The organism is Paenibacillus eucommiae (genome assembly GCF_017874215.1).
GTDB lineage: Bacteria > Bacillota > Bacilli > Paenibacillales > NBRC-103111 > Paenibacillus_AI > Paenibacillus_AI eucommiae.
The window spans coordinates 103,621-128,643 of the sequence record NZ_JAGGLB010000022.1 but is presented as its reverse complement, the minus strand read 5'-3'; the positions used below and the strand labels follow the sequence as shown (position 1 = coordinate 128,643).

21 protein-coding genes are annotated in these 25,023 nt (G+C 46.5%); 17 read left to right on the top strand and 4 right to left on the bottom strand.

Annotation, left to right across the window (positions count from 1 at the left end; genetic code table 11):
• Position 1: 1 nt before the first annotated feature.
• The 3 genes from J2Z66_RS26960 (at position 2) to J2Z66_RS26950 (ending at position 2,704) form a co-directional block, all read left to right on the top strand.
• Positions 2–691: a WcaF family extracellular polysaccharide biosynthesis acetyltransferase gene (locus tag J2Z66_RS26960; protein WP_245375865.1), complete on the top strand. Its 690-nt coding sequence runs from the start codon at positions 2–4 to the stop codon at positions 689–691.
• The gene (locus tag J2Z66_RS26955; RefSeq protein ID WP_209975847.1) at positions 688–2,124 is read left to right on the top strand and encodes a sugar phosphate nucleotidyltransferase; all 1,437 of its coding nucleotides are present in this window, start codon (positions 688–690) and stop codon (positions 2,122–2,124) included. Before J2Z66_RS26960 ends, J2Z66_RS26955 begins: the two co-directional genes overlap by 4 nt.
• A 322-nt stretch (positions 2,125–2,446) precedes the next feature.
• On the top strand, positions 2,447–2,704 hold the full coding sequence (locus tag J2Z66_RS26950; RefSeq protein ID WP_209975846.1) for a hypothetical protein: 258 nt from the start codon (positions 2,447–2,449) through the stop codon (positions 2,702–2,704).
• A 137-nt stretch (positions 2,705–2,841) separates the two neighbouring features.
• Here J2Z66_RS26950 and J2Z66_RS26945 read toward each other — a convergent pair whose 3' ends face one another.
• The 4 genes from J2Z66_RS26945 to J2Z66_RS26930 all read right to left on the bottom strand — a co-directional run bounded on the left by J2Z66_RS26945 (position 2,842) and on the right by J2Z66_RS26930 (position 7,972).
• Positions 2,842–4,161, bottom strand: a complete 1,320-nt coding sequence (locus tag J2Z66_RS26945; protein ID WP_209975845.1) for a DUF4910 domain-containing protein — start codon at positions 4,159–4,161, stop codon at positions 2,842–2,844.
• Positions 4,162–4,298: 137 nt separating this feature from the next.
• The gene (locus J2Z66_RS26940) at positions 4,299–5,888 is read right to left on the bottom strand and encodes a hypothetical protein (RefSeq protein ID WP_209975844.1); all 1,590 of its coding nucleotides are present in this window, start codon (positions 5,886–5,888) and stop codon (positions 4,299–4,301) included.
• Positions 5,885–7,219: a DUF4910 domain-containing protein gene (locus J2Z66_RS26935; RefSeq protein ID WP_209975843.1), complete on the bottom strand. Its 1,335-nt coding sequence runs from the start codon at positions 7,217–7,219 to the stop codon at positions 5,885–5,887. The genes J2Z66_RS26940 and J2Z66_RS26935 overlap by 4 nt, the downstream gene beginning before the upstream one ends.
• 27 nt (positions 7,220–7,246) lie before the next feature.
• Positions 7,247–7,972, bottom strand: a complete 726-nt coding sequence (locus tag J2Z66_RS26930) for a cytidylyltransferase domain-containing protein (RefSeq protein WP_209975842.1) — start codon at positions 7,970–7,972, stop codon at positions 7,247–7,249.
• A 241-nt stretch (positions 7,973–8,213) separates the two neighbouring features.
• Here J2Z66_RS26930 and pseB point away from each other — a divergent pair, with 241 nt between their 5' ends.
• The 14 genes from pseB (at position 8,214) to J2Z66_RS26860 (ending at position 24,958) form a co-directional block, all read left to right on the top strand.
• Positions 8,214–9,188, top strand: coding sequence for a UDP-N-acetylglucosamine 4,6-dehydratase (inverting) (gene pseB, locus J2Z66_RS26925; protein WP_209975841.1), 975 nt, complete (start codon positions 8,214–8,216; stop codon positions 9,186–9,188).
• Entirely contained in the window at positions 9,185–10,369 is a 1,185-nt protein-coding gene (pseC, locus tag J2Z66_RS26920; RefSeq protein ID WP_209975840.1) for a UDP-4-amino-4,6-dideoxy-N-acetyl-beta-L-altrosamine transaminase, read from the top strand. The genes pseB and pseC overlap by 4 nt, the downstream gene beginning before the upstream one ends.
• A complete protein-coding gene (gene pseG / locus J2Z66_RS26915; protein ID WP_209975839.1) occupies positions 10,363–11,514 on the top strand; it encodes a UDP-2,4-diacetamido-2,4,6-trideoxy-beta-L-altropyranose hydrolase in 1,152 nt (383 codons plus the stop codon). Before pseC ends, pseG begins: the two co-directional genes overlap by 7 nt.
• Positions 11,511–12,158 (top strand): formyltransferase family protein, encoded by a 648-nt coding sequence (locus J2Z66_RS26910; RefSeq protein WP_209975838.1) that lies wholly within the window; start codon positions 11,511–11,513, stop codon positions 12,156–12,158. The genes pseG and J2Z66_RS26910 overlap by 4 nt, the downstream gene beginning before the upstream one ends.
• Before the next feature lie 7 nt (positions 12,159–12,165).
• The gene (pseI, locus tag J2Z66_RS26905) at positions 12,166–13,215 is read left to right on the top strand and encodes a pseudaminic acid synthase (protein WP_209975837.1); all 1,050 of its coding nucleotides are present in this window, start codon (positions 12,166–12,168) and stop codon (positions 13,213–13,215) included.
• Positions 13,216–13,255: 40 nt separating this feature from the next.
• Entirely contained in the window at positions 13,256–14,380 is a 1,125-nt protein-coding gene (locus tag J2Z66_RS26900) for a polysialyltransferase family glycosyltransferase (protein WP_209975836.1), read from the top strand.
• An 83-nt stretch (positions 14,381–14,463) separates the two neighbouring features.
• Positions 14,464–15,693 carry a glycosyltransferase family 4 protein gene (locus J2Z66_RS26895; RefSeq protein ID WP_209975835.1) on the top strand — a complete coding sequence of 410 codons (1,230 nt, stop codon included), beginning with the start codon at positions 14,464–14,466 and terminating at the stop codon, positions 15,691–15,693.
• On the top strand, positions 15,686–17,512 hold the full coding sequence (locus J2Z66_RS26890; protein ID WP_209975834.1) for a right-handed parallel beta-helix repeat-containing protein: 1,827 nt from the start codon (positions 15,686–15,688) through the stop codon (positions 17,510–17,512). Before J2Z66_RS26895 ends, J2Z66_RS26890 begins: the two co-directional genes overlap by 8 nt.
• 124 nt (positions 17,513–17,636) lie before the next feature.
• Positions 17,637–19,202: a glycosyl hydrolase family 28-related protein gene (locus tag J2Z66_RS26885; RefSeq protein WP_209975833.1), complete on the top strand. Its 1,566-nt coding sequence runs from the start codon at positions 17,637–17,639 to the stop codon at positions 19,200–19,202.
• 166 nt (positions 19,203–19,368) lie between these two features.
• Positions 19,369–20,937 (top strand): murein biosynthesis integral membrane protein MurJ, encoded by a 1,569-nt coding sequence (murJ, locus tag J2Z66_RS26880; protein ID WP_209975832.1) that lies wholly within the window; start codon positions 19,369–19,371, stop codon positions 20,935–20,937.
• Positions 20,927–22,204 carry a glycosyltransferase gene (locus J2Z66_RS26875; RefSeq protein ID WP_209975831.1) on the top strand — a complete coding sequence of 426 codons (1,278 nt, stop codon included), beginning with the start codon at positions 20,927–20,929 and terminating at the stop codon, positions 22,202–22,204. The genes murJ and J2Z66_RS26875 overlap by 11 nt, the downstream gene beginning before the upstream one ends.
• A gap of 12 nt (positions 22,205–22,216) precedes the next feature.
• The gene (locus J2Z66_RS26870) at positions 22,217–23,677 is read left to right on the top strand and encodes an oligosaccharide repeat unit polymerase (protein ID WP_209975830.1); all 1,461 of its coding nucleotides are present in this window, start codon (positions 22,217–22,219) and stop codon (positions 23,675–23,677) included.
• Between the two features lie 204 nt (positions 23,678–23,881).
• Positions 23,882–24,103, top strand: a complete 222-nt coding sequence (locus J2Z66_RS26865; protein WP_209975829.1) for a hypothetical protein — start codon at positions 23,882–23,884, stop codon at positions 24,101–24,103.
• Between the two features lie 561 nt (positions 24,104–24,664).
• On the top strand, positions 24,665–24,958 hold the full coding sequence (locus tag J2Z66_RS26860; RefSeq protein ID WP_209975828.1) for a hypothetical protein: 294 nt from the start codon (positions 24,665–24,667) through the stop codon (positions 24,956–24,958).
• The last annotated feature ends 65 nt before the right edge of the window (positions 24,959–25,023 follow it).

Genomic DNA, 25,023 nt, shown 5'->3' with positions numbered 1-25,023 from the left:
TATGATTACAGAAGCAGAAGTGGATGAAGGCATGGATATGAACACGGGGATGTTTACGAATGTGGATGACGCTATGCAAGTGAATCTGGACAGGCATAATGCTCCTCAAAGTAACAGAGTTAGACTGGACCTCTACACCCAGGAAGGGTATTCAAGGGGAAGGAACGGCTTTGTTGTTCTTTTATGGTGGTTCGTGCAAGGGACGTTATTTCGCTTTTCACTCCACACTATGAATGGTTGGAGAAGAGCATTGCTGCGCTTGTTTGGCGCCCAAATTGGCAGTGGAGTGAGAATTCGTCCATCGGCGACTTTTACCTACCCATGGAAGGTTTCGATCGATGATTTTTCCTGGGTAGGCGATGGGGTGGAATTCTACAGTCTGGATAAGATCTCAGTAGGGAAGCACTGCGTGATTTCTCAGAAAAGCTATCTATGTACGGGCAGCCATGATCTCACAGATATTCAATTCGGATTAATAACCAAGCCTATTCGCATCATGGATGGCGCCTGGGTGGCGAGTGATGTATTTGTATATCCAGGGGTAACGATAGGAGAAATGGCTGTAGCTGCTGCCAGGAGCACGATTGTAAAGGATATTCCTGGTGGTGAAATTCACGCTGGAGCTCCCGCCAAGTATTTCAAGCAGCGTCTTTTTCAAATACCGGTTGTAGAGAAGGGAAGGGAATTATGAAGGTTGCTCTGTTATCTGGCGGTTCGGGAAAGCGTTTATGGCCATTATCTAATGAGGCGCGGTCGAAGCAGTTTCTAAAGATGCTGATGAATGAACAAGGGGAAATGGAGTCGATGGTGCAGCGTGTATGGCGTCAGCTGGAATCAGCCGGCTTGGTGCAGCATGCGCTGATTGCCACAGGGAAAGGCCAGGTGGACATCCTTACAAACCAGCTGGGGGACAAAGGGAGAATTGTCGTCGAGCCGCAGCGGAGGGATACGTTTCCCGCTATTGCGTTGATTGCCACTTACTTATACTCCATTGTTGGAACAAGCTTGAATGAAGTAGTTGCTGTACTGCCAGTAGACCCTTATGTAGAAAGCGATTTTTTTGAAAAGCTGAAGGATTTGGAAACTATTGTTCATGAATCTCGGGCAGATATTGCGTTAATCGGCGTAAAGCCAACGTATCCTTCAGAAAAATATGGCTATATCGTACCGGATTGCAACAGACTTGAGGAGGAGAATTGTCAGGACGGTGGCTGCAGCAACGGGAGCAACAGCAGCAACAGCAACAACAATAGCTACAGCAGGGTGAGTCATTTCAAGGAGAAGCCCTGCGAGGAAGAGGCCAAAAGCCTGATTGCTGAAGGTGCATTTTGGAACTGTGGCGTATTTGCCTTTAAGCTTAATTATTTGATTAATTTGCTGATTGAAAAGGGCTACCCGATCCAATTCGAGGAAATGCTCAGACAGTATGACAAGCTGCCTCAGATCAGCTTTGACTATGAGGTCTTGGAGAAGGCGAATCACATTGCCGTGCTGCCTTACGAGGGCTGTTGGAAGGATCTGGGCACATGGAATACACTGACTGAAGAGATGAGTGTGAACCTGGTCGGAAGAGGTCTGATTTGTGAAGAGTCGGCAAATACACACGTCGTTAATGAGCTCGATATGCTGGTAACTGTAATTGGCGTATCCGATATTGTAGTTGCAGCAAGCCCGGACGGGATTCTTGTCACGGACAAAGCGAGCAGCTCCAGGCTGAAGGAAATGCTCACAAGCATTGAGCAACGTCCGATGTATGAAGAGCGCCGATGGGGCAGCTACCGGGTGATGGATTATAAGCGATCGGAGAATGGGCAGGAAGCCATTACCAAGCTTGTGCAGATAAAAGCCGGGCAAAGTCTGAGTTATCATCTGCATCTGAATCGCAGCGAATGCTGGACGATCATTACCGGGAGCGGGGAATTCGTCTTTAACAATGAATTTCTTTTCGTCAATCCTGGGGATGTGCTGCAAATTCCCGCTGGAACCTTACATAGCATTCGCGCACTGAGTGATATCGAATTTATCGAAGTTCAGCTTGGCGAGAAATTGGAGCTGGAGGATATTATCCGATTGTTCACGAGCTGGACGGAAATTGAGGAGCGCTGCCGCATGGGGCGGTTATAGGGGGGGCAAGTTAATCTGCATAACAACCTACGTAACAAAGCTCAATATTGGCTTAAATGTTCATTAAAGAAGGCACCCGCCAGCTACAGCTCGCGGATGCCTTCTTTAATGAGCTTACGCAGGGAGGGAACCTTGCTGGCCGGGCCGTCTGTTTGGCCTTGGTGATCTGGACGATTAACTCACCCGCTCAAACTGAATGCCTATCCCGAGAGTCCGAAATAGGTTTTTCATCGTTCGGGAAGCATTATCGAGATTTAACGATGTTTTTCATCGTTAAAAGAGGCCGGATGGCCTCTTTGGGTGGATATATGGGATTTTAACGATGTTTTTCATTGTTAAAGTAGGTTGTGGAGACGACCCCGCGCATTTAACGATGAAAAACATCGTTAAAGCAGCAGTTCCTCTCGGTTGCGCGCGCTGGCGGGGAAGCTTTTTCATTCCCAGCGCTTTGCCGGCTAGAAAGTCTCCTCCAGCCAGGAGAAAAGCCCTTGCTGGCTGTCCGTTTGAACTTGGTGTTCGTGCGAATGTAGCTGAGGGAGGGGAGGGCTGTGGGTGGAAGAGCGATAGCGTCCGCATTTAAAGATTTGTTCCACCATCTATATCTATTTCATTCAAGGGAACAAATCTTTAACAGCGGCTGGAGCCTACAGTCCTTCCCTCCCGCAACGCTCCTAAGCCCCGAACATGCTCCTCAAAGGACACCGCAAGGGATTTTGCTCATCCGATTTGACCGACGATCGCTTTCATGGCTTCCACGGGGAGGGGATCGCACTTTCTTAGCAAGTCTTTCTCTGTCAGCAGTAAAGCTGTTTCGTTCAGCTCGGGTGCCAGCTTGTTGATTTTATTGGCAATATCGATTAAATCGTGGTTCCCGTCGCTGAAAGCGAGCAGGTTAGTGATCATCGACACTTCGTCTTTTTCCTTAGCTCCGCGAGTGCCGCCTACGGATGGATACAGCCCTCTTTTATCCAGCTTAGGTTCGCAATGAATGTGTGTGCTCTTGTAGGTTTCGTTGGCTTCAATCGTTTGAATAATGCTAATGTAGGTGTCAACGGCTTCCTTCATTGCTTTTTCCGAAATCAGCTCACGGTTATCCAGCGAGGTGTGATATTCAGGGTAATCACCATACATGGTTTTCATTAAGCTGCCGACCGGGAGGTTGAATGCTTGACTGCAGTACTGCCGCTCATCGCTGCCGAAGGGTGACCACTCCAGTATTTTGGAGCTTGCAGCCGTTTTATGAAGTACGTGCAGCGCTGCCTTATCGGCGAGGGTGTCGCCTCTTTTGCTTTTTTTATAGGTGAATGACTCTCCGTGACCTACACATGTGACCACATAGCCTGCTGCTACATTTTCTTTGAGTTTTTCCCCGTGCTGGCTGAGGTAAGCGATAGAGCCTATCGTTTCAGGAACATATAAGAACCTGTAGCTGTATTTCAAATTTTCTTGCTCCAGTAAGTATTGATAAATGAAGGTTTGCACAATAGGGCCGGACAGCTCATTAACTGCCATAGAAGGATGGCACACATAGGTGGAAAATAAGATCTCCTGATCCGTCTCTCCCTGAATAAAGCCTTCTCCAATGGTCAGGCTGCCTGGCTCCATGGAAGTATCGATAACGACCTCATACTCATCATCGGTGAATTCACCAAGCCTGTCATGCTGCACGCAAAAGCCCCAGTTTTCTTTATAGTAGGAAGTCACGTAGGGGATCGCAAGCGGCATATCCGGAAGCGTGTGCAGATGCCTCATTAATTGCTGTTTCGAAAAGGTGCCCCACACCGGAACGCTGTAGCCTACAAGGTGGAGATTATGGTCCTTAATATCTAATATTGTTTTCCCTCTGCTGTCCTTAATGTAAGCTTCCTTGATATTCCACTCTTTAGGTATCGTCCAGTCGAAGCACTCCATTCCTGTCGGATATTCATACTGCTTGATCGGAACCAGCTCATCTAAAATAGACAATGTTTTCCTAACCCCGTCACCGGTAATGCTTCTGTGGATGGGGAAGAGTTTATCAAATAAATTCATGTACATGGATTAGAGCCCTCCTTAAAGTTTTGCGCAGCAAAACTGGCATCGTAAGCGTCATCTCTGAGTTTTGCGCAGCAAAGCTGGCTTCGTAAGCATAATCTCTGAGTTTTGCGCAGCAAAGCTGGTATCATAAGCATAAGTTAAAAATCATGGTCGCCCCCGACAACACCCGAGCTGCTTTCACTCAAATAGTAGGTGGCCAGGTAGGGGTTTGCCGAAATGGCGGTGTACCAGCCGATATGTCCTCTGAAAAAAATCTGCAGCTCTTCGTCCTCACTCAAGCGAATATATTCTGTGCCGTTAGGCGCTATATACATATGACGGATAAGCGTATTGGTATCCGCCTCGCGATAGAAGGTAAGCTGGACTTCAGCTTCTTTGTCGTATTGGATGATCGGCGCGCTGTTCACGAGCCATACAACGCTGTCAGCCTGATCTGCAAGAACGGGAGCCCAATGAAAGCTGCGCTTTTTTTGCTCCAGCCGGGGATTCCATACCTCCATGTTTTTGCAAATGTTGCAGGGGAGGGCTGCTGCGTTAATGCCGTAATCGAGCCCGATTTTAATGCGCGCGGGCAGTCTGCTGCCTTGGACGGGTCTGGCTATAAGTTTGGCCCCTTTTGCCTGCTCCTGGACAATGCCGAGGCGGCTGCAGATGGACTTAAGCTCGATGATTTCCATCCTGCCCCCGGGGGAAAGAAGATGCCGGGTTTGAAGCTCTGCAGCCAGCAAGGTGCCGTTCGAGGAATAGATCTCCACATCCAGCTCAAATTCGGAGGGGGAATAGATGGGATAAAGATGAACATTTGTAAAGCGCTCGTCCAGAATGGAGAGTGGGATCATCAGACTGGCTCCATGATAACCGGAATCCGTCTGGGCCTCGTCCCAATAGTCAGAGTCTGAATCGGCACCAGAGCAGTCATAATAAGTATGCGTAACGCTTACTGCGTTGAGCGATTTCTGATAATTGCCAGCAATAATTCTGGGAAAAACCCACTTCACATCGAAGGTTATTTTGGCGGTTCCCGGCATCCCGTCTAGAAAGCCCAGGAGATCCAGGCTGTGGCTGGGATAGATCATTGTGGTCTGATAAGGAAGAAGCTCAGGGATCAGCAGCTCCTGCTCAAGCACTTCCTGACGATGATTGTAAAACAGCATTTTAACCGTACCCTCATTCACTTGCTCAAAGCCATTAATAAAAGTAAAAAAGGGTTCACGGTCATCCGTTACATAAATCGTAAAGCCTGCCTCGGGAACCATCACTTCCAAGTTGCTGCTGCGATCCTCAATATCATTGAAAATGCGCTGTGAAGTATGCACGACGCTGCTGAAGCCAGGGCCGTAATAATTGACCACAACTGCTGGATAAGGAAAGACCAAATCATGTGCAGAGAAGAACTCAACCTCGAGGCTTCCCAAAAATTCGATATGCTCCTCCAGGTCCAGCTTCTTTAGAAGCTCGCTGAATTCAATGCGGTATGCCCTTGGCTCTTCGATTAGTTTGTTAGAGCGATACAGGATGTCACCGTCACTGGTTCTAAGTGTTACCACCGAATGAATTTGTCCAATACTGCGCTTAATCATCCAATAGCCCAAATAACATATACGGGTCGTGATTCCCGGCAAATGGATCACCGGGAAGATGGCTGACGAGCGAAACGTCGGCTTGCGGAACGTTGCCGTGATCGCATGACCTGAGAGCTGCTGCAGATGGTGCTGATAGCTTCTCATTGCACAGCCTCCACCAGCACCTTATCCAAAGGGGCTATCTGGGATGCCAACGGCCGGGTGGTAGCCAGCTGGTGCTTGCAAAGCTGATTGACGAAGGATTTCACGAACTGGTAATCAGCACCGATAAGGTGGGCTATCTCCAGGCAGCTGCGCTCGCCATTCATCCAGATTTGTGCCTCCTGCAGATGGCTGTATCCTTTCTGATTCAGCTTGGGATCTATGTACAGATTATATTTGCTTAAATATAGCGGTCCTTTGTAGGTGAGAGAAGGTATGCAGTCTGTTTCGAAAATATCGATGATTTGCTGCAGAACGCGAAGTGACTCCTCAAGCTTGCCAAAGTCGCAATGGCTGAGGTTATCAAGCTCCGTGTGATAATACTCAAAAGGATGCCGGCTCATGCCGACTGTAGGAATTTCAAAGCCAGGCCCATCATAAAACATCTCATCATTACCATACAAGCCCCGATAAGAAGCTTCTCTGAAATTATCATCATATGCCTTCAGCACATTTCGTGTTATACGGTCAATGTAGCTGTCCCGGGAATGAGATTGGGAAAAAGAAAGCGGGTGAGAATTGCCCATCATATCCAGGTAGAGACCATATTTTAAATGACTGATATGGTTACCGTATTGCAGAATTGCAGCCGCCGCATAATATTCGGGCCCCAGAATGAGGCGGTAAGTATACCTGCGGCTGGGCAGCTCCTGCAAATAACGGAACAGCTCAAGCAGCAGCGCAATGGAGGCGATCCCATCGTTAACTTGCCCGGGATGGCAGGTATGAGCAGCCAGGAAAACCGTATCCGGAAGCTCGCCGGGGAGTATCCAATCGATCAGATCGCAGGTTCCGGAGCCGAATTCCGTAACGATATGCACCCGGTAGGTTTCATCGCTAAGCTTCTTCACAGTGTCGTAAGAAAGGCTGAAGCCCCAGTCCTGCTTCTCTCCAAGCTGATACTGCCAGCGGTTCTCATACAGCAGAGTGTCCGTATATTTCGGATGATCAGATATATGCGCAAGCAGTTCTTCACGGGATATCAAGCCAGAGAAGGAGGCCGAGTAGGCTTTCAGATAAATCGGATGTACATGGAAGTCGGCGATTCTTTCCCCGCTTAAAGTTTCTATGTAAGCTTCGTGCACCGTCCATTTATCCGGTATGACCCAGGTCAGGCAATCGGTCCCGGAGGGCAGGGACAGTACATCCAGCTTAAGCTGTGCGGCAAGCTCCCTGACGAAGAAGCTGGTATCATCACTGACGGGCACCCGATTGAGCATATAATATTTTTCAATAAAATCGTACATGCGCTGCTGGAGCGAATTTGTAATCACGGTCATTCCTCCTTAGAGTGTTGCGTTTCACTTCTGGCTCACAAATGCATTGATTTCATACCATTCCTCATGTTCTCTCATTAGAGAAAGCATATCTTCCAGCGTAAAATGCGGATTTACAGGATACAGGGTTTGGATGATATTGGAGACGAGCTGGAAGTCCTCGATGGTGTCTACCGTCCAGCGATGACGGCTTTCATTTTCATTATTGCGAAAGTTACCCAATGTGAAGCGACCCGCATTACGATAAAGAAAGGGGGTCACATGCTCCCGGTCATAATCCAGAAAAGCTTCGTGATGCGCTATATGAAGAGCGTCAATGGAGAATACCTCTGTATCCATTCCGCGAGGATAAGTTCGATCAATGAAATTGGACACATAATCGTAGTGATGACGATACTGCATATAATAACGAATAATTTCATCTAAAATATGCGGGTCGATCACAGGGCAATCAGCCGTCAACCGGACAATCACATCGGCCTTAAAGGCCACTGCAGCGCCATAATACCTGGACAGGACATCCTCTTCGGATCCGCGATAGTAGGGAAGGTCCAGCTTTCTGCAAATATCAACAATGGACTCGTCAATCTGATTTGTTGTTGTAGCAATAATAATTTCATTGATTTCTCTCGATCTGCTTACTCTCTCAAGTTGGTATTCAATCAGACTTTTATTCATCACCTGCTTCAATACTTTTCCCGGGAGTCTGGATGAATTCATGCGCGCTTGGATAATGGCCGCTACTTTCATGCTGTCACACCTCTTCTTTCAAAATAATTTCTACATAATCTCTATCTATCCCGATACAAACTATCCCGATACAAATCGTATTTTAATAGATACAAAATGTATCATATCTATTAATTTATACATGATTGTGCAAACTGTCAATCCCTAAATGTTGTAATAAAAAAAACCTTGACTAGATACTAAATGTATCATAAATTAGAGTTATAGTATACATATCGTATCCAAAAAGGAGACAAGCCGCATGGAAATGGATGGTAAAGTCGTACTAATTACAGGCGGGACAGGCTCGTTCGGCAAGAAGTTTGTAGAACATATGCTGCAAACCGATGTAAGGAAGCTTATTATTTTCAGCCGGGATGAACTGAAGCAATACGAAATGAGCCAGGAATACAAGGATTCCAGACTGCGTTTCTTTATTGGAGATGTCAGGGATCTGGACCGTCTGAACCGGGCCTTCGATGGCGTTGATGTCGTCATTCATGCGGCTGCTCTCAAGCATGTGATCGCATGCGAATATAACCCCTTCGAAGCGGTCAAAACGAATATTTTAGGTGCACAAAATGTGATTGAAGCAGCTATTAACCAAGGCGTTAGAAGAGTAATAGCCTTAAGCACGGATAAAGCGGCTAATCCGGTCAATCTGTACGGCGCAACCAAGCTGGCATCGGACAAGCTGTTTGTTGCGGCTAATTCCTATTCCGGAACGAAGGATACACGGTTTGCGGTTGTGCGTTATGGCAACGTAGTCGGAAGCAGAGGGAGCGTGATCCCTTTTTTCCATAAGCAGAAAAAAACAGGGAGACTGCCGATTACCGATGAGCGCATGACCAGATTCTGGATCACCCTCGATCAAGGTGTGCAGTTCGTTAAGGAGAGCCTGAAGCGGATGAAGGGCGGAGAGATTTTTGTGCCCAAAATTCCTACAGTGAAAATCGTCGATCTGGCTTATACGATGGCTCCTGAATGTATATTTGAATACATCGGAATTCGTCCGGGTGAGAAGCTTCATGAATTTATGATTACGGAGGATGACGCCCGCAGAACGGTTGAATTCGATACTTATTATGTCATTCAGCCGGAATTTCCCTGGTGGCTGGATGGCGAAGAGCCATATGGAGGGACTCCGATCCGGGAGCATTTCAGCTATGCCAGCGATACGAATCCGCAGTGGTTGTCACAGGACGAGATCAAAGAATATTTGGGAGAATACCGATGAGCAGCCTTACTAGCGGTTTGAAGAGAGAAACCTGGCTGCCCTACGGACGTCAATGGATCGACGAAGCGGATATTCAGGCGGTCACAGCCGTGCTTAGAAGTGATTACCTGACGACAGGTCCGAAAATCGAGGCCTTCGAAAGCAAGCTTGCCCGCCAGGTGGGGGCGAAGTATGCCGTGGCTTTTGCGAATGGAACGGCCGCTTTGCATGGTGCATGCTGTGCTGCGGGTATTGGCCCGGGAGATGAAGTTATTACGAGCCCGCTTACCTTCGCAGCGAGCGCCAACTGTGTGCTGTATCAGCAGGCCACCCCTGTGTTTGCCGATATTGACGCAAGTACCTATAACCTTGATCCCGCCAAGACAGCCGAACTTATCAATAGTCGTACAAAAGCAATTATTCCCGTTGATTTTACAGGGCAACCCGCTGATTTGCGCACAATAAGGGCGCTTGCCCATGAACATGGTTTGCTCGTGATTGAGGATGCCGCCCATGCTTTGGGTGCTTTTTATGAGGGTGAGCCTGTAGGCGGTATCAGTGATATGACGATGTTCAGCCTGCATCCGGTCAAGCATATTACATCGGGTGAAGGGGGCATCATCACTACGAATAGCGAAGATTTGTACGAGAAGCTGCTGCAGTTCCGCTGCCACGGGATTGTGCGGGAGCGGGCCAAGCTTATCCATGAAGCACACGGGCCCTGGTATCATGAGATGCAGTCGCTTGGCTACAACTACCGGATGACAGATTTGCAGGCGGCTCTGGCGGAGAGTCAATTAGAGAAGCTGCCTATGTTTGTAGCTAAAAGAAGAGAAATTGCCACTCAATATGATGAAGCTTTCGGAGCGATGAAAGTCTTGCAAATTCCTTGGCAAAGCAGCGAAGGCGTTTCCAGCTGGCATCTGTACGTGATCCAGCTGCGGCTGGAGCAGCTTAGCGCCGGCCGCAAACAAATCTTCGAGGAGCTTATAGCGCTAAATATTGGCGTTAATGTTCACTATATTCCCGTTTATTATCACCCGTATTATGAGCAGCTGGGCTATTCCCGGGGACTATGTCCGCAGGCTGAAAGATTGTATGAGCGGATATTAACGCTGCCTTTGTTTCCAGCGATGACAGCTGCTGATGTGCGGGATGTAATAGCTGCCGTCAAGGGAGTGACTGAGAGGTACGCATGCTAGTTTATTTTCGCGCGGATGCTTCTTTGCAAATCGGCAGTGGTCATATTATGCGCTGCTTGTCGCTGGCTGAGCAGCTGCGCAAACAGGGTGCGGACGTCCTCTTTTTGTGCCGGGATTTAGAAGGAAACCTGGCTGTTTATTTAACTGGCAAGGGATATCACGTCGTTATGTTACCGGCACAAAACGAAAGCGGGACGAAGGCGGAAAATTTGGGGAGTGATATTAATCCCGCAGAGCGCTTCTACACAGGGAGCCCTCCCCATGAAAGCTGGCTCGGGGTGCCGTGGAGTGTGGATCGGGATCAAACGATTGTACGTTTGCAGGAAGAGACCAGAAAGGTCGACTGGTTCATTATTGATCATTACGCGCTGGATGCCAAATATGAGCAAGCTATCCGGCCTTATATAGGTAAATTGATGGTGATCGATGATTTGGCTGACCGCGATCATGCCTGCGACCTGCTGCTGGATCATAATTACTATGCGGATATGGGTTCCAGATACGAAGGATGGCTTCCGGGATCATGCAGAACATTACTGGGACCCTCCTATGCATTATTAAGACTTGAATTTCGGGAAGCTAAAGCTTCTGCCGTAAGGCGGGACGGACAGGTCAGAAACATCCTGTTATCGTTTGGCGGAGTAGATTTAACGAATGAAACCCTGAAAGCCTTATATGCGCTGCAGCCGCTCGTTCGTCACGATATGCAAATAGAGGTTATCCTCGGGAAGCTGAACCCCCATGCGGAGGCGGTAGCTGAGCTGTGCCAGCAAATCCCGGGATGCAGGGTTTACGTCAACGTGGACAATATGACGGAGTTTATGGCAGGCGTGGATCTGGCTATCGGAGCGGGCGGCACGACGACCTGGGAAAGATGCTGCCTGGGATTGCCAAGCGTAATCATTACAACAGCAGGCAACCAGGAGAGGCTGACGGAGCACATAGCCAGAACCGATGCCATCTGCTATCTTGGCAAATCGGACGAGGTAACACCACCCCAAATAAGGGAAGCTGTTGAACGGATTATGCGCAGTCCGCAAGCCTATCTCCACATGTCGGCGTGTGCTGCAGCATTGGTCGATGGTCTTGGTACAGAGCGGGTAGTCAAGGTGCTGAAGGAGCTGAGAGAGGGGCTGGGCGTGTGAATTACCGCATTACCATAGTGACAGACAAAAATAATTGGATTAATACTTATATGCCTCAGTGGATAGAAGCTCTTGAGCCATCGACCCGCGAGGTGGACTGGGTTCACGATGCCGCGCAGATGAAGCACGGTGATATCGCGTTCTACCTGGGCTGTGAGCAGATTGTAACGCGGCAGCAGTTGGATTTACATACGCATAACCTGGTCGTGCACGCCAGCGATTTGCCGCAAGGCAAAGGCTGGTCCCCCCTAACCTGGAAAATACTGCAGGGAGAGCACCGCATCCCTGTCGTCCTGTTCGAAGCGGCAGAGCAGGTGGACAGCGGCCCTGTTTATCTGAAGCATACGATGGAGTTTGCCGGCCACGAGCTGCTTGGCGAGCTTCGCGCCGTACTGGCAGCGACGACCCTAAAGCTGTGCAGTGAATTTATCGGGCGGTATCCGGCGATTGTGAAGGAAGCACAGGAGCAACAGGGGGAAGCCAGCTTCTATCCCAAGCGGACACCGCAGGATAGCCGGCTGAATCCGGAGAGCTCGATCCAGGAGCAGTTCGCTTTATTCAGAGTTGCTGACAATGAGAGGTATCCCTGCTTTTTTGAGCTTGGCGGAGAGACTTATATATTAAAAATCGAAAAAAAAGGTTGAGAGGCATATGCGGGAAATACAATTGGGTGGCCGTAAAGTGGGGAGGGAGTATCCTCCCCTGATCATTGCAGAAATGTCAGGCAATCATAACCAGTCCCTGGAGGCAGCCTTAAGCATTGTTGACGCTGCTGCGGAGGCTGGAGCGCATGCGTTAAAGCTGCAAACCTATACCGCGGATTTGATGACATTAAATTTGGAGCATGGCGATTTCCATATCGGGGATCCGGACAGCTTATGGAAGGGACAATCCTTATACAAGCTGTATGAGCAAGCTTATACGCCATGGGAATGGCACAAGCCGATCTTTGAGCGCTGCAGGCAGAAGGGCATCATTCCGTTCAGCACCCCGTTTCACCGTAAAGCAGTTGATTATTTGGAGCAGCTGGATGTTCCCTTCTACAAAATCGCCTCCTTCGAAAATAACGATATTCCTCTGATTCAGTATGCCGCCGCAACAGGAAAGCCGCTCATTATTTCAACAGGCATGGCCACTTTGGCAGAGCTGGAGGAAACCGTTAAGGCTGCGCGTGAAGCGGGGTGCACGCAGCTTGTTCTACTGAAATGCACGAGCTCCTATCCTGCCACTCCTGCCGACAGTAATATCAATACGATTCCGCATATGAGAGAGCTGTTCGATTGTGAGGTTGGTTTATCCGATCATACGTTAGGTATCGGGGTCGCGGTAGCGAGTGTAGCTCTTGGAGCTTCTGTTATTGAAAAGCATTTCACTTTATCGCGCGCTGACGGCGGCGTGGATGCGGCATTCTCGCTGGAACCGGAGGAAATGCGGCAGCTTGTTTCTGAATCGGAGCGGGCGTGGCAGGCTATGGGTAAAATTTGCTACGAGCGCACTGAGAAAGAAGCCAGCTCCCTTAAGTTTCGGCGGTCCCTCTACATCAGTCAGGATATGGGTGCAGGGGATACGCTCAGCGAAGAAAATGTAAGGATCGTTCGGCCGGGCTATGGTCTGGCACCCAAGTACATTGATTTATTTCTCGGAAAAAAAGTTTCCAAAGCTGCCAAAGCGGGAACTCCCCTGAGCTGGGATATCCTGTAATTCACAAAATCTGCAAGTGGAGCAGGAGATGGAATAGAGCATGAGTGAAGCTTTATCCGGCAAAAGGCTTTTTGTTTGTACAAAGCCCTATCAGTATATGATTGCCAGATTGATTAAACAAGGCTGCAGCTTTGGGGATTGTGATATTTTAATCCTGAATCATTTTTTTGAAGCTGCTGATTTTTGTCAGAAGGCCAGAGATGCTGGTGTGTGGAACAAGGTCATGTTTGTTGATGATGTAATGCTGGATGATTATAAGCGGAAGCTTAATCCTGTAGAGAAATTCTTTTTCTATAGATCCTGGAAGAAGCTGCTGCCTTCTATGCTGTCGGATATATCGATGTATTCGGAGGTTTTCCTGGCTCACGATACGGTGACGGTGGAATATGCCATCATGCGGAAATTCAGCGGGGAAGGAAAAGAAGTAACGGTGTATGAAGAGGGCTATGGCAATTACATCAATAACAGCACCCATACAAGCTTTTTTATGAAATTGTTAAAAAGATGCTCGCCCTGGCTGGGACTTCCCGGCGGATACATTGGAAGCCTAAGATGGGTCGACTCGGTATGGGTTCAACGGCCAGGTCTGATTGTTGGAAATGCGCGCAATCCGCTGCGGCTCAAAGCGAAGCAATTGCCTCTGTATTTGAGAGATTTCCTGCTCATACCGGAGATTGCCAGCGAATTGTACACGATGTACCCGGTTTTAGCTGAAATGGATGCTTGGGTTCAAGGGTGTGATGTCATATCTGTAGTACTCACAGAGTCTTGGCATGATCAGATTCCCGACAGGCACCGGTACATGCACCAGGTAGTAGATAAGGTGAACGAAAGTCTGGGTGATTGGAAATCACCGATATTTTTTAAGCAGCATCCTGGAGAGCGGACTTCGATGGAGCGGTTCTCTCCACAGGTTTCCATCATTCCGAAGCAGCTGCCTTTCGAGCTCTTATATTTGGTTATGACCAAAAATCATATCCGGCAGTTGAACTTGTTCTCGTTTGGCAGCACGGCCATATTGAATTTATACGATTTGTGCAGAAATGAAGACAATCTGAGCATTTATTTGTTCGGCAGTATGGGAAAGACAGAGGATTATCAAATTTTATTTCCGCTTTTTTGCGAGCTGGCGACGAAATATCAGGTTCAGTACAAGGTTGTATAGGAAGGCAGAAAGTTAGAAGTTAGAAGTTAGAAGTTAGAAGTTAGAAAGCTAGAAAGCTAGAAAGGTAAGGTGCTGCACGTCCAATGAAACATATATTGTTTATTCAGCCTTATGCCAGCCAGGTAGGCGGTGTGGATACTGTGCTTTTGCAGTTGATTCAGGGCTTGGACGGTACAAGATACTGCTCTTTCGTCATGCTAAGCTCTCCAAGCGTGTATGCGGAAAAGTATGAGGCTTTAGGTGCCAAGGTGATCTATGGCCCACTGGCCGTATTCGGCAAGCCGACGGATTTCACATACTACCCGCGCAATTTCCTGATGCTGCTCAAATCCGTTTCATTTCTTCTAAAGCTCGTTAGAGAGCTGCACATTGATCTAATTCACTCCCATAAAATGGAGGTGATTGGCGCCAATCTTGTTGGGAAATGGCTGAGCATCCCTACCGTGCAAACCGTTCATGAATTACCCCGCAGGCCTTTAATAGCCTACAAGTTTGTGGCCTTACTCGATCACTTGCTCAACGATAAAGTAATCGTGCTATGTGAGCGCAGTAAAGCGATGTTCCGCTGGTTCAACAAGGAATCCGGCAAGCTGGAGAAAATATATAACGGAATTTCGGTCAAGCATCTGAATCAGGCGAACCAAGGGCTCTCTGGTATTCAGATGCCCCCGATGCCCCAAGGAATTCAGCCAAGCCCCCCTGATGATTTACGGCAGCAGCTTGGGCTTTCCCCGCAGGCCCGTATCCTTATTACGGTAGCCAGGCTTTCGCCGATGAAGGGCTTGGAGTACCTGATTGAAGCAGCTGCCCGTATTCGGCCGATAAAGCCGGATCTCAAGTTTATTATTGTGGGAGATGTCGCTTTCGAACAGGAGAAGCCTTACAAAGAGAAGCTGCTGAAGAAAATCACAGCTTTGGAATTGCAGGATACCGTATTTATGCTGGGGCTAAGAAGAGATGTTCCTGAGCTGCTGCAGCAAGCAGATATTCTGATTCTTCCTTCGGTTTATGATATTTTTCCGACCGTTATTCTGGAGGCTATGAGCATGGGGCTGCCCGTCATCGCGACGGATGTTGGAGGGGTACCGGAGATGGTAAGGCCGGATACGGGGATGCTCATTCCCCCGAAAGATGCTGAAGCCTTGCAGAAGCAAATTTTAGCCATGTGCAGCCTGGATTATAAAACAATGGGAAACAACGCCAGAAGGCTGTTTGCCGAAGAGTTTACTCAGGAGCAATACGTCAATCAGACGGTAGCGATCTATGAAGAGCTTTGGGCGAATCAAAAAGAGGCGCTTGCTGAACATGCCTAAGCAGCTTGGAAGACAGAAGAAGCTTAAGAGATTTTGGCTGATTTGTATAGTATTATTATTGCTGCTTGTTGTACCAGGTACTAGTAAAGATAAAAGGATACAAGCTTCTTTATTTGTTTCACCAGATGGAAGCGGTGATGCCTGCACATGGAAGCTGCCCTGCTCCCTCATGGCGGCGAGGGACAAAGCGGCTGGTATGAACAGCAGCATGACAGGGGATATCGTCGTGAACCTACGCGGCGGCACCTATGAACTGGAAGCTGCATTCACCTTGACAAGCCAAGACTCGGGCACGAATGCCCACAGCATTATTTATCAGGCTTTTCCAGGAGAAAGCCCGGTTATTAGCGGTGGCAGGACAATCACGGGCTGGACGCTTCACGATAGCTCTGCCGATATTTATAAAGCCGAGGTCGGCACCGGCTTTCAAACCCGTCAGCTCTATGTGAACGGGGCAAGAGCCGTCCGGGCCCGGGGGGAAGCGGTGCCACAAGGATTCAGCAAGACTTTCGCAGGCTATACCTTGCCGTCAACAGGAGTTTATGCGGGCATGTCCAATTGGAGCCATATAGAAGATGTAGAGATAGTTTCCTACACGAATTGGAGAAGCTACCGCTGTGGAGTAGCATCGATCACGGATCTTGAGCTGACGATGAAGCCGCTCTGCTGGAATAATTCGCAGCGAATGGAAGAAATGGGCCTCCCCGAATGGATCGAGAATGCATACGAGCTGCTCGACAGTGAAGGCGAATGGTATTTGGACAGTGAAGCAGGAGAGCTGTTCTATAAACCTAGAGGAAATGAGTCCATTACAGATGCCGAAATTATTGCCCCTATACTGGAAACGCTAATAAGCGTCGAAGGAACATTGGAGAACCCCGTGCATGATGTTCAATTTGTCGGGCTTATTTTTGCTTATGCCACTTGGTTAAGACCGGGCACGGAGGAGGGCTATATCCCTCTGCAAGCAGGGTTTCTTTACTATGGTCCTAGTGGTGGAGCATCCGATCTGGATAAAGAGAAGACACTGTCTCATGTGAATTTCCGTGCAGTCCGGCATATCCGATTGGAGCGCAATGTTTTTACGCATTTAGGAGCTGCGGCAGTATCTTTCGAATATGGCAGCCAAAACAACCTCATCTTGGGTAACCGGTTTGAAGATATATCGAGTCATGCCATTCAGCTTGGCCATATTAATGATAAGGATGCAGCAGGGGCTGCGATAGTAAGCCATAATCGGGTCAAGGATAATTATATTGCGGATATTGGACAAGAGTATCAGGATGCTGTTGGAATATTTATAGGGTATACGGATGGTAGCGTTATTGATCATAACGAGATTACCCGGGTTCCTTACACAGCAATATCCCTGGGCTGGGGGTGGAGTGACAAGCCCTATGCGAGCCTGCGAAATAACCATATAACGAACAATCACATTCATGATTATATGCGCGTGCTCAAGGATGGCGGGGGGATATACACGCTAGGCAGGCAGGATAAGTCTGTGATCAGCGGCAATTACATCCATGATAATCACAATGAATACGGATCTATTTATTTGGATCAGGGCTCGAAGGGGATTACGATCTCCCATAACGTGGTCACCAATAATTATTCCAATTGGATTTTTACTCAGGACCTGCCAGGAGCGCTTGCTTCAGGAAATAAGATTATGAACAACTTTACGGACACAAAGCAGTGGAGGATTCATGATAAAAACACAATAAGCGGCAACCAAATAATGGACAAGGCGGGCTGGTCTGCTGCTGCCATTAACATTATGGATCATGCAGGAATTACTATAGCCCCGGGGCTGTAGTCTTTTTTTTGTTTGAGCGGAAGCCAGGTTTGTATACAAGGCATACCTTATAGTAGCAAGTCCTCATGCAAGTTCTTCATGATGAGGTAATGAATGTTTGAATTTATGGAGGGAGGGAACATAGATGGCAGATGATATCAACGTTATCGATGTCAAAAGCTATGGGGCTAAAGGGGATGGAGTAACCGATGACAGCGATGCCTTTATAAAGGCTATTGCAGCAATCGAGAAGGCGGCAGCAGTCAATCCGGCTCAAGCTGCACTAGCTGGGGATAACAATCGCCGGGGCAGAATGAAGCTGGAAATTCCAATCGGCTGTTACGTCATTACCAAGCCGGAAGTGTTCATGAGAAGCACATATCGGACCCGGACCGTTGGTTTTGCTGTAAGCGGTGCCGGTAGAGGCTTAACACAGATTTACTATAAGAATACAAGGCCTAATATGTATTTGCTGTACAACAATGATGCATGGCTCTCGATTGTATTCTCAGATATTGAGTTTACTTCGAGTAATGGCAACAACAATTTTATGCTTTCTGTTTCAAGTGGCGGCGCACAAAATTATGTGTTTGAAAGATGCAGCTGGAATGGCTACTGGAATTATATATTTCACTTGAATGGCTCTGATAATAATAGTGAGATGACTTGGTTCCACTGCAATTTTAACGGAGTGATCAATAAGGGGGTTTATGTGCCTTCTGTTAATGCCTCCGACCAGTTCCTTAATTATAATTTCTTTGCCTGTAATTTTGAAGTTAGTGAAGGTGACTTTCTTCATTTCGAAAAAGGCGGCAACATTAATATTTGGGGTGGAAGTCTGATCCATTATGGCGAGAATGCAGGGACCTTCTTCAGATTGTACGTGAACCCGCACAGCTATGGCGTTCAGCGGTTTTTGTGCGTAGGCGCGCGGTTTGAGCATCGTAATGCCACCAGCAAGCTGATCAATTGCGAATGGAATGATGGCGCTGTTTCTTTCATCAACTGTGATATGTCGTCAGCCTCATACATGGTTTCACCCAAAAATGTGAACAGCTTATTCACTTCAGGCAATCAAAAAATGCCGAGCATCAAGTTCGATAACTGCATGCTGATGGGCAGACATGAGTTCAGATACAATGTGAATTCATGGAATTCTCCGCATAACGTGATTTATGAGAATTGTGAGTTCTCGCAAGCGCAAGGCGCCAGCGATTTCATACAGTACACGAATCTAAGCGGAAATGCAGGGGGCCAGCCGCAAATTAAATTCAGCAATTGCCGTTCACAGGGAGCGGACGCTACCAGTGTATTTTTTGACACGGATTATGGGTTTAATAAAAATAACAGAGCGCAATTAACTAAGAAATTAGTCAGTATCAAAAATGCGGATGGCAATTTCCCCAGAGCAGGAGGGTCAGAAACGTTCTATCTGCCGCTCGGGGCGATCGTGATGAACATCAAGCTTTTAAGTCCCGCAGGCTCAGTGAGCAGCAGTTCAGCAGCTGATTATAAGGTGCAAACCTCGGAAGCCGTTCCGACAATCCTGGCCTCTGTAAGCGGCACGCCTGCAAAAAATGGCTTTAATGTGAATCAGGACCTTTACTTTGTATGTGATACAGCATCCAAACGGCAGTTGAAATTAGTCGCAGGAGCCAGGGTGGATCAGTTTAATAGCAATGCCTATTGTTTGGTAGAGTATATCGGATAAGAATTAGAAAGTTATATAAGCGGGGACTCTCTCAAGAGTGTTCCCGCTTTCATATTTTGAGCTGCAAAATCAACTTGACATGATACAATATGTGTCGTATTATTTGCAATATGATACAAATTGTATTGTTCATGATATACATACAGATGCAGGTTAGGGGAAGCTGATGAATACCAAAACTATTTTTTCCGGTGCATTCATTATTTTTGGAGGGAATCTATTAAGTAGTTTACTCGGATTAACGAGGGAAATATTATCAGCAGCCTACTATGGGGCTAATATTGAAATGGATGCCTACCTGTTTGCCTACACAGTTCCAGCCATCGTGTTGTCTTTTGTCAGCGGAATTATCACCATGGGCTTTCTTCCCCTTTATATTAAGCAAAGAGTCAACAGCATCAAGTCGGCTTCCTTATTTTTAAGTAATGTAGTGAATTTGCTAATGCTGCTTCTCATATTGATTATCGTATTTTGCTATTGCTTTAGTGGTCCTTTGGCAGCGTTCTTTGCCATTCAGCCCTCCAGCAGAGTGATAATTGAAACCTTGCTTTGGATATTGCTGCCGAGCATTCTGTTTTTTGCCCTCTCCTATGTATTTTCTTCCGTTCTGAATGCCTTGAACCATTTTACGGTGCCTGCCTTCCTTACAGCTTTTAATAATATATGTGTGATTGTATGTATAGCCGTGCTCCATCCCTATATGGGCATTTATTCGGTTGCGTTAGGCTTCATGGTGGGTACAGCGTTCCAAGTGCTCATTCAAGTACCTAAGCTCAGGAAATTGGGCATTACCTACAGCTTCCGCATCCGTATCTACGATCAAGATCTCAAAAGAATGCTGACGTTGTCCATTCCTATTATCGGACTAGTTGTCATCGATCAATGTGTGTTCCTCGCGACGCGTTTCTTCGCTACGCTGCTCGATGCAGGTAGCGCATCTGCGTTAAACTATGCCACAAGAATCATGCTGCTGCCGGTTGCGCTATTCGGAACAGCCATCGTAACCGCTTCTTATCCTTCCACTGTATTAATGCAAGCCGAGAACAGGAATAAAGAGTATAACCTCATCGTTTCTGTCTGTATCAAAAGCTTACTTCTTATCTTGATGCCCATAATGTTCATCTGCATGGCGTTCTCCTCCAATATTATTAAGCTGTTGTTTGAAAGAGGCGCATTTGACAGCACGGCTACGCATATGACAGCCATCGCTTTTATGATTTTGTCAGTGGGCATTGTCGCAACACCGATGAAGGAGTTTATGAACAAGCTCTTTTTCAGCAAAGAGATGATCAGAACGCCCATTCATTGCTCAATCCTCTTTATGATTACCTTCATTTCTAGCTGCTTGATTCTGGTTCCTTTTTTAAAATACATAGGTATTGCCACCGCTAGCTCGATTGCTTTACTAGTCACACTTGTTTTTCAATTGATTAAATACAACGCGCTGGACCCGGACAATAAAATTCAAATGGAGGGGATGTTTGTATGGAAAATTTCAGCCGCCTCCATTACTTCCACCGGGTTCTCTTACCTTTTGTACGCGCTTTGTATGCGCTTGGACGCTCTGCAGCCTTTGTGGGCGCTGTTAACTGCAGGTTGTATGGGTCTGGGGCTGCTCCTCTATCTGGCGATCATTAAATCTTTGCAAATAAAGGAGATCGATTTCGTGGTTGCAAAGCTGCTGTCCAAATACAAATTTATAAAAAGAAGAGGCACATTAACTAATGAAAACTAATCCTAATCCTAAACCTAATCCTATGAAAATTTTGTTCATGTCCTGGGCCTATCCCAAAGAAAATACTCCTTACCTGGGCATATGGGCTCATCAGCAGGCCAAGGCGCTGCAGGAGCAGGGGATTGCTGTGGAAGTTGTAAATATGGTGCCTTATGTACCGCAAATTGCCGGGATTGTATCAGGAAAAATGAAACAATATGCCGAAATCCCGAAGCAGGAGCAGTTTGACGGTATCCTTGTGCAGCATCCCAAATTTTTGCGGACTAAGCCGGAATCCGTTCTGGATCAATGGCTGTTTCATTTTTTCTGGCTGCAATCCAAACGTATAGCCGCAGAGCTGGGGAAAACCATGGATTTGCGTTTGTATCATTTGATCCATGCGCACAACCTGTTTCCTGACGGAGCCATTGCTTATTTTTTGCATAAAAAATACAACATTCCTTATATCCTCACGCTGCATGCCATTGACAAATTCAATAGTCCCCCTGCCCAGGGCAGGCAAAAAAAATTAAGCGGACAAATCCTGCTGGCAGCAGAAAAAGTTCTGGTAGTCAGCAAGCGGGTAAAGCGGAACATTCATCCTTATGTGAACGAAGAGAGGCTCCAGCTCCTCTATAATACGTTCTGGACCGGAAAAACAGATAAAATCGTTAGCACCGATAAAACCGATAAAACCGATAACACTGGCATCACCGGCAAGAATGGGAGCGGTCCTCAAGCTGGCAAAACAATCGTAACCATAGCATCCTTAATTGAAAGCAAAGGGATAGATATTTTAATCAGGGCTTTTAATGAAGCTGTCCGTCAGCATCCGGAGTATGAGCTGATGATTATTGGAGGCGGGCCTAAGCTTCAGGTCTTAACGCAATTGTCTGAACAATTGCAAGTGAACAGCCGGGTAACGTTTACCGGTGCATTGGAGCATGCGGAAGCCATGGTGCTGCTGGCGCAGGCCTCTATCTTTTGCCTGCCGAGCTGGGAGGAAGCCTTTGGCGTTGTGTATGCGGAAGCCATGTCTTTTGCTATACCTGTGATAGGGTGCGTGGGGGAGGGAATTGAGGATATTGTCGCTGACCGTGTTAACGGAGTATTGGTGGAGCCCAAAAGTGTCGAAGCTTTGGAAACCGCCTTGTTATTTTTAATAGAAAATGAAGAGACAGCCAGACAGATCGGAATTAGGGGGAAAGAAAGCATAAGTGAGCTTCATTCAGACATTTTCGGTGAAAAGCTGGTTGAAATCTATAGTGATATTCTAATCGCTCCATAAAAGGAGTCTGCCATGTTCAAATTATACAGCTTAACACTGCTTTTTGCAGGAAGCGGGTTGCTATGCTTTTTAAATGCCGGTAATATGCAAGTTTTTTTAACTTTTATGTTGAATCTAATTTGCATTACGATGGGTCTCTACCGGGCAATAAGCTGCAAAAAGGTAAATTTAGACGTTATTATATGGTTTTTTGTTTATACGTTCTTCTTTCTAGCTCCCGTCATTCAGATCAACTACAGCAGCTATTTTCCCAATTCTATGCCTATTGAATCCTCTTATGTAGTGAAGGCCAACCTGCTTATTTTTTTGTGGAATGTGATTTATTTATTATTTCGCAAAAAAAGAGTGGATGACGGAGCCGGAGAAGCAGTTGGAGAGACGGTTGGAGAAGAAGTTCGGGAAGCAGTTAGAGAATCATCGGGAAATTCATCTGCAGCTAACCATAACCTGCAACTGGAGACCATGCTAGATACAATCAGCTGGCAGCTCAAAACGATTTATTTTGTTGTGTCGCTAATTATTTTTGCCATGACATTTGCCCTTTTTAAATTTCCCTATTTCTTGGGTCATGCGGATTATGATTCGATAATTTCGAATAAATCGCTGCTGCTGCTGGCTAATATCGGGCTACCCGGGATCGTTTTTGCTAATTGGATTTTCGCCTTTGTGGAAATAAGGAAGAAGTACCATGTATGGAATGTGATTTATATCATTGTGTCCAGCTTGATAGCCATTTATCAAATAAATCCGTTGAACAGCAGCCGTTTTTATATCGGTTTTAGTGTGATCATGATTATCTATATGTTTTATCATAAGAAGATTACTTCCGGAGGGTTCATTCTTTATATTTTTATTGGCCTGTTTGTCGTGTTTCCGCTGCTAAATTTTTTCAGGTTTGGGTTCAGCGAATTCGAAATGCCCAGTCTGAATGAACTGATGTTCAAGCAGCTAACACAGCTTCACTTTGATGCTTATTCGAATATCGTGGCGACGTTAAAGTATTGTGAGGTTAATGGTATATCTTACGGGTATGAGATGTTGGGGGTATTGCTGTTTTTTGTGCCTAGATCGATTTGGGCGTCCAAGCCGCTTAGCTCTGGAGAAGCTGTAGGTGACTTTATTTCGGGACAGTATGCCTTAAAATTTAATAATTTGTCTAATCCGATCATGAGCGAGTTTTACAAAAATTTTGGCTGGCTTGGCGTGATGGGCGGAGCCTTATTGATAGCTTTTCTGGTCAATAGATTTGAATCTCCGGGGAGGGCAGACCGTTATACGTATTCTTTAATAGCTGGATATTTATTTATGATCTATCGGGGGGATTTAATGTCTGCATTCGCATACAGCTTTGGTACGTATGTCATCATGGTTTTGGTGCCTTCATGGGCAGGAAAAGCGGGAAGGATGCAAAAGCTGCAAAAAGTGAAAAATCTGGGGAATGAAAGAAGAGAATTCAAAGGAATTCAGTTATAAATCTTGTATAAGTCTTGAAATGTTACAAATAGTATCATATAATGATTAATAGATACAATATGGATCAGTTGATCGATACAACGAACTGAACGATGAACGATGAACGAACGAACGAATGGATGGATGGATGGAATGAAGAAATGAAGAAATGAAGAAATGAAGAAATGATATAAAAAAATGATAGATTTGAAGGAGCGTGGGCCTATGACAATCAAAGACAAGGTTTACTGTGTAGAGTGTAAAACAATTCTGGAACGCTCTCAGGCAGAGGTAATTTTTCGCACCGGGTTTTATAAGGTGACGATCCCGCTTGCTCATTGTAAAGCTTGTATCGAGAAAGACAAAAGCACGCCCCATGAACATATGAACCAGCAGTCATACTTTGGAGAGTACGAGAGTTCGCCTGAGCAAATGTCATTTTTCTAATCGGTAGTGGGAAAAATGAAAGAGAAGGAAAGGAGAAAAAAGGAAGCAATTTTCCGGGTCTATTCGACTTTGGGATTGCTTCTTTTTTGCATGACAAGAAAAGTTCATCCCTATACAGGGATAAAGCGAAAAAAGTCTGAAGTATGGGGGCAAAGTGGGTAAGCTAAATCGTTACGGACATGAGAGCCGTTATTTGTGGCAAATCCCCCTGTTTAGGGAAGCTTACGGACCTCAGAGCCGCTATTTGGATCAAAAGGAGCACAAAACCCGGCTGTCAAGGCAAATAAGGGATCTGATGTCCGTAGCGGTCTCAAAAGGAGCCTAATTGTCACAAATAGCGCATCTCATGTCCGTAAGCTGCTTTGGATTGGCACCGTCATGCTCTGAACGCCCCGCAGTTCCTTCGTTTTGTTTTCGCCTACTATTTTTGTCTTTTTTTATTTAAGTTGTATTAGAAATTCATCTCATCTTCATTTCGCCTTTCTCTGAGGTTGATTTTGGACCGCTATACTTTCCTTATTAACGAGCAAGAATTCGTTTGCTACGAGGAGAGATAGTGAGATGAAGCATTCATTTATAAAATTAACGGTCGTAGGATTCCTTTTTTCCAGCGCAATTATTCATCAATGGTCTACGAAGGGGCAGGTATTTGGGTACCTGAGACCAGGATTACCAGAATCACAAAAATCACAAGAATCGCAAGGAGAAACGAAGGTTTATCCATACAAGCCAAACGAACCAAACAAATCTAGTGAAATCAATTCTAAGGGGCAGCGCCAGAGGGCTATGGTTACCAATGTGACTTTGATCCAGCAAAAACCAGAGCTTCCGAGGGGATGTGAGGTGAAACACTGAGGACGGGGTGCAATTTTATTTTGTGCTGCCGGATGGAGGAATGGATGGGTTAACGAATGAGCGAA

What these genes read in the sequence shown, in the direction of transcription:
- J2Z66_RS26960 (WP_245375865.1), top strand. Translation starts at nt 2, where the DNA reads ATGATTACAGAAGCAGAAGTGGATGAAGGCATGGATATGAACACGGGG.
- J2Z66_RS26955 (WP_209975847.1), top strand. Translation starts at nt 688, where the DNA reads ATGAAGGTTGCTCTGTTATCTGGCGGTTCGGGAAAGCGTTTATGGCCA.
- J2Z66_RS26950 (WP_209975846.1), top strand. Translation starts at nt 2,447, where the DNA reads ATGTTTTTCATTGTTAAAGTAGGTTGTGGAGACGACCCCGCGCATTTA.
- J2Z66_RS26945 (WP_209975845.1), bottom strand. Translation starts at nt 4,161, where the DNA reads ATGTACATGAATTTATTTGATAAACTCTTCCCCATCCACAGAAGCATT.
- J2Z66_RS26940 (WP_209975844.1), bottom strand. Translation starts at nt 5,888, where the DNA reads ATGAGAAGCTATCAGCACCATCTGCAGCAGCTCTCAGGTCATGCGATC.
- J2Z66_RS26930 (WP_209975842.1), bottom strand. Translation starts at nt 7,972, where the DNA reads ATGAAAGTAGCGGCCATTATCCAAGCGCGCATGAATTCATCCAGACTC.
- pseB (WP_209975841.1), top strand. Translation starts at nt 8,214, where the DNA reads ATGGAAATGGATGGTAAAGTCGTACTAATTACAGGCGGGACAGGCTCG.
- pseC (WP_209975840.1), top strand. Translation starts at nt 9,185, where the DNA reads ATGAGCAGCCTTACTAGCGGTTTGAAGAGAGAAACCTGGCTGCCCTAC.
- pseG (WP_209975839.1), top strand. Translation starts at nt 10,363, where the DNA reads ATGCTAGTTTATTTTCGCGCGGATGCTTCTTTGCAAATCGGCAGTGGT.
- pseI (WP_209975837.1), top strand. Translation starts at nt 12,166, where the DNA reads ATGCGGGAAATACAATTGGGTGGCCGTAAAGTGGGGAGGGAGTATCCT.
- J2Z66_RS26900 (WP_209975836.1), top strand. Translation starts at nt 13,256, where the DNA reads ATGAGTGAAGCTTTATCCGGCAAAAGGCTTTTTGTTTGTACAAAGCCC.
- J2Z66_RS26895 (WP_209975835.1), top strand. Translation starts at nt 14,464, where the DNA reads ATGAAACATATATTGTTTATTCAGCCTTATGCCAGCCAGGTAGGCGGT.
- J2Z66_RS26890 (WP_209975834.1), top strand. Translation starts at nt 15,686, where the DNA reads ATGCCTAAGCAGCTTGGAAGACAGAAGAAGCTTAAGAGATTTTGGCTG.
- J2Z66_RS26885 (WP_209975833.1), top strand. Translation starts at nt 17,637, where the DNA reads ATGGCAGATGATATCAACGTTATCGATGTCAAAAGCTATGGGGCTAAA.
- murJ (WP_209975832.1), top strand. Translation starts at nt 19,369, where the DNA reads ATGAATACCAAAACTATTTTTTCCGGTGCATTCATTATTTTTGGAGGG.
- J2Z66_RS26875 (WP_209975831.1), top strand. Translation starts at nt 20,927, where the DNA reads ATGAAAACTAATCCTAATCCTAAACCTAATCCTATGAAAATTTTGTTC.
- J2Z66_RS26870 (WP_209975830.1), top strand. Translation starts at nt 22,217, where the DNA reads ATGTTCAAATTATACAGCTTAACACTGCTTTTTGCAGGAAGCGGGTTG.
- J2Z66_RS26865 (WP_209975829.1), top strand. Translation starts at nt 23,882, where the DNA reads ATGACAATCAAAGACAAGGTTTACTGTGTAGAGTGTAAAACAATTCTG.
- J2Z66_RS26860 (WP_209975828.1), top strand. Translation starts at nt 24,665, where the DNA reads ATGAAGCATTCATTTATAAAATTAACGGTCGTAGGATTCCTTTTTTCC.